Below are 3,589 nucleotides of genomic sequence, written 5' to 3' on the forward strand. Positions count from 1 at the left end.
GCGCCGGCCCCGAACGGGCCGGCGCCCGCGGTCAGGCGATGGCGAAGATCGTCGCCGCCATGGTGAAGCCCATCAGGCCGATGGTCGTCTGGAGGACCGTCCAGGTCTTCAGCGTGGTCTTGACGTCCATGCCCAGGAGGCGGCCCACCAGCCAGAAGCCGGAGTCGTTGACGTGGCTGGCGGTGACCGAGCCGGCTGCGAGCGCCAGCACGATGGCGGCGATCTCGACGGCGTTGTAGTCACCGGCGAGCACGACCGACTGCACCAGACCGGCGGCGGTGATCAGCGCGACCGTCGCCGAGCCCTGCGCGATGCGGAGCGCGGTGGCGACCAGGTAGCCCACGACGATGACGGGCAGGCCCAGGTCGGAGAGGGAACCGGAGAGCGCGTCGCCGATGCCGCCCTCGCGGAGCACGGCGCCGAACATGCCACCGGCGCCGGTGATCAGGATGATGGAGCAGATCGGGCCGAGCGCCGAGTCGGTGAGCTTCTCGATGACGTCCCCGCCGCGACCGCGGCGGGTGCCGAGCACGTAGATGGCGACGAGCACCGTGATCAGCAGCGCGACCGGGGTGGCGCCGATGGCCTGGAGGAAGTGGACCCAGCCGGCGTCACCGTCGACCCACCCGGCCGTGGCGGCGGTGTTCAGGCCGGTGTTGGCGAAGATCAGCAGCAGCGGCAGCACCAGGAGGGCGATGACGGTCATCGGGGTCGGCGGGTTCTCGTCCTTCTCCGCCTGCTCACCACCGGTCAGGATGTCCGGCACGGGGAGCACGATGCGCTTGCCGACCCAGAGGCCGAAGAGGTAGCTGGTGACGTACCAGGTCGGGACGGCGATGACGATGCCGAGCAGGATGACCAGGCCGATGTCCGCGCCCATCAGCTCGGAGGCGGCGACCGGACCCGGGTGCGGCGGCACGAAGATGTGCATCACCGAGAACGCGCCGGCGACCGGCAGGCCGTAGCGCAGGATGCCGCCGCCCACGCGACGGGCGACCGTGTAGACGATCGGCAGCATCACGACGAGACCGGCGTCGAAGAAGATCGGGAAGCCGAAGAACAGCGAGGCGACGGAGAGCGCCAGCGGGGCGCGGTCCTCGCCGAAGCGGCGGATGAGGGCGTCCGCGAGTGCCTGCGCGCCGCCGCTCACCTCGATCAGTCGGCCGAGGATGGCGCCCAGGCCGACGAGCAGGGCGACACCTCCCACGGTCGAGCCGAACCCACCGACCAGGGTGTCCACCACCTGGTTGGAGGGGATGCCGGCCGCGAACGCGGTCAGCAGGCTGACCAGGATCAGCGCGAGCAGCGCATGGACGCGCAGCTTCATGATCAGGAACAGCAGCACACCGATGGCGGCGGCGGCGATGGCCAGCAGTGGGCCTGTGCCCATGGTCTGCGTCCAGGTGTCGGTGGGGTCCATGCGTGAGCTCCGTTGCCGTGCGGGACGTGGTGGGTCGGTTCGGTCGGGTGGGTCGGGCGGTCGAACGTTTCCGGCGGCGCCGGAAACGTCGGTCAGCCCTGGTCGGTCAGGCCGAGGGCGGCGAGCGCGTCGTCGACGATCTCGTCGGGGGTGCGGCGCAGGTCGACGGTGACGCCGTCCTCGTCCGTGCCGAGCGGTTCGAGGTCGGCGAACTGCGAGGCGAGCAGCGTGGGCGGCATGAAGTGCCCGGTGCGCAGGTGCAGCCGCCCGGAGATCAGCTCCTGGCTGCCGGAGAGGTGGACGAACCGCACCCGCCCCTCGGCCTCGCGGAGCAGGTCGCGGTAGCTGCGCTTGAGGGCCGAGCAGCTGACGACGCCGGAGGCGCCGGTGGCGGCCCGTTCGCTGATCCAGTCGCGGATGATGCCCAGCCACGGCAGCCGGTCGGCGTCGGTGAGCGGTGTCCCCGCCGACATCTTGTCGATGTTGGCCTTCGGGTGCAGCGCGTCCGCCTCCGCCATGGGCCAGCCGAGGCGGTCGGCGAGCAGCTCGGCGATGGTCGTCTTGCCGGCTCCCGACACCCCCATGACCACGAGCGTGGTCGGCGACATGGGCCTCTCCTCACTGAAAGGTGTTACCAATGGTGGGGAAAGGTAACACCAATATTTCCGGCAGGGGAACCCCCGGCGACGGAGCTCACGTACTCGCTTCGATAACGGTTCGCCGCAGGTCAGCGGCGGGTGCCCGGCCGGTGGCGCAGCGTCGCCCCGCGCCGGGCGGCCCCGGTCGGAGTCCGCCCGGCCGGTCACCGGTCGACCCCGTCGGGTGACGCCCGGTGGTCGCGCGGGCGGGAGCGGAGGATAGGGTTCCGACGTGGGGAAAGAGCGAGTGGACACCGGAGCCGGCAACGGCGCTTCCCTCCACCACTCGGTGCTCGACGCACTCGGACTGGAGATCACCGCCGGCACCCTCGCTCCCGGTCACGGCCTCACCCTCGACGGCATCCAGGAGCGGTTCGGCGTCTCCCGGACCGTCGCTCGCGAGACCATGCGGCTCCTCGAGTCCATGGGCCTCGTCGTCTCCCGCCGCCGCGTCGGCATCACGGTCCAGCCCCCCGGCTCCTGGCACGTCTACGAACCGCGCGTCATCTGGTGGCGGCTGGCCGGCCCCGGCCGGGACACCCAACTGCGCTCCCTCACCGAGCTGCGCATAGCGGTCGAACCCCTCGCCGCCGCCGCCGCGGCCCGGGAGGCCACCACGCAGCAGCGGGAACGCCTCGTGGAACTCGCCGCCGAGATGCGAGACCTCGGCGAGTCCGGCCGCCTCGAACCGTTCATGGACCTCGACATCGAGATGCACTCGCTCCTCCTGCGGGCGAGCGGCAACGAGATGTTCGTCGCCCTCACCGACGTGGTCGCCGCGGTGCTGCGCGGTCGCACCCAACTCGGCCTGATGCCGCACCGGCCCGTCCCGGAGGCGCTGGACCTCCACGACGAGGTCGCCCGGGCGGTCGCCGCCGGCGAGCACGAGGCGGCCGAGACGGCGATGCGGCGGCTGCTCGCCGAGGTCCGCGACGCCATGGCGCCCATCCGGCCGCGCCGCCACTGACCGGCCCGCTCCCGGCCGGTGCCTCCCCGGCCGCCGTGCGGGGAGCCCGTGGGGCGAGGCCGCGCGTGGCCTCGCTCGGGCGCCCGTCACCGGCCGTGCCGTCCGGCTGGGCCGTGCCGTGCCGGTTCGTGCCCCGCCCGTCGTGACGGCACCGGCCGGGCGCTGCTGCGCCTTCGCTCCCCGCCGGGGTGTCGCTCCGTCAGGTGGTGTCGGGTCCCCGGGGCGCGCGACGGTGGCAGCGTGACGCCGTGCCGGTGTGTGCCGCGTGGCCGGGAGCGCGGGCGCGCGGATTCAGGAAGGGGCCCCCGGCACGACGGGGTGGTGCGCTCCGCCCGGGGCCACGGGTGGAGCGACGGGTGGCGCGCCGGCGCGGTGGCCCGGGGCGCCCCGTACCGGTCGCGCGGCCGACGGGATTCGGACGGTTACGCGACCTCGCGGTGACGGGCCGTCGTCGACCGCCTCGCCGCGCCCCGGGTCGCCGGGGCGCGGTGGCCGGGCTGAACTGCTGTCGGAGGCGGACGCGCCGCGCCCCGGCCCACCCGGGCAGGTCGCGGGAGCCGGACG

At 73.5% G+C, this 3,589-nt stretch carries 3 protein-coding genes; 1 reads left to right on the forward strand and 2 read right to left on the reverse strand.

The annotated features are described in order from the left end of the window. Positions 1-31: 31 nt before the first annotated feature. Complete coding sequence (locus HCJ92_RS23090; protein ID WP_167935550.1) at positions 32-1,420, reverse strand: GntP family permease; 1,389 nt, start codon at positions 1,418-1,420, stop codon at positions 32-34. Positions 1,421-1,512: 92 nt separating this feature from the next. Continuing rightward, a complete protein-coding gene (locus HCJ92_RS23095; protein ID WP_167935551.1) occupies positions 1,513-2,028 on the reverse strand; it encodes a gluconokinase in 516 nt (171 codons plus the stop codon). A 262-nt stretch (positions 2,029-2,290) separates the two neighbouring features. Between HCJ92_RS23095 and HCJ92_RS23100 the strand changes: the two genes are divergently transcribed. Continuing rightward, on the forward strand, positions 2,291-3,025 hold the full coding sequence (locus HCJ92_RS23100) for a FadR/GntR family transcriptional regulator (RefSeq protein ID WP_338054344.1): 735 nt from the start codon (positions 2,291-2,293) through the stop codon (positions 3,023-3,025). Positions 3,026-3,589: the final 564 nt, after the last annotated feature.

Source organism: Streptomyces spiramenti (assembly GCF_012034385.1).
Classification (GTDB): Bacteria; Actinomycetota; Actinomycetes; order Streptomycetales; family Streptomycetaceae; genus Streptomyces; species Streptomyces spiramenti.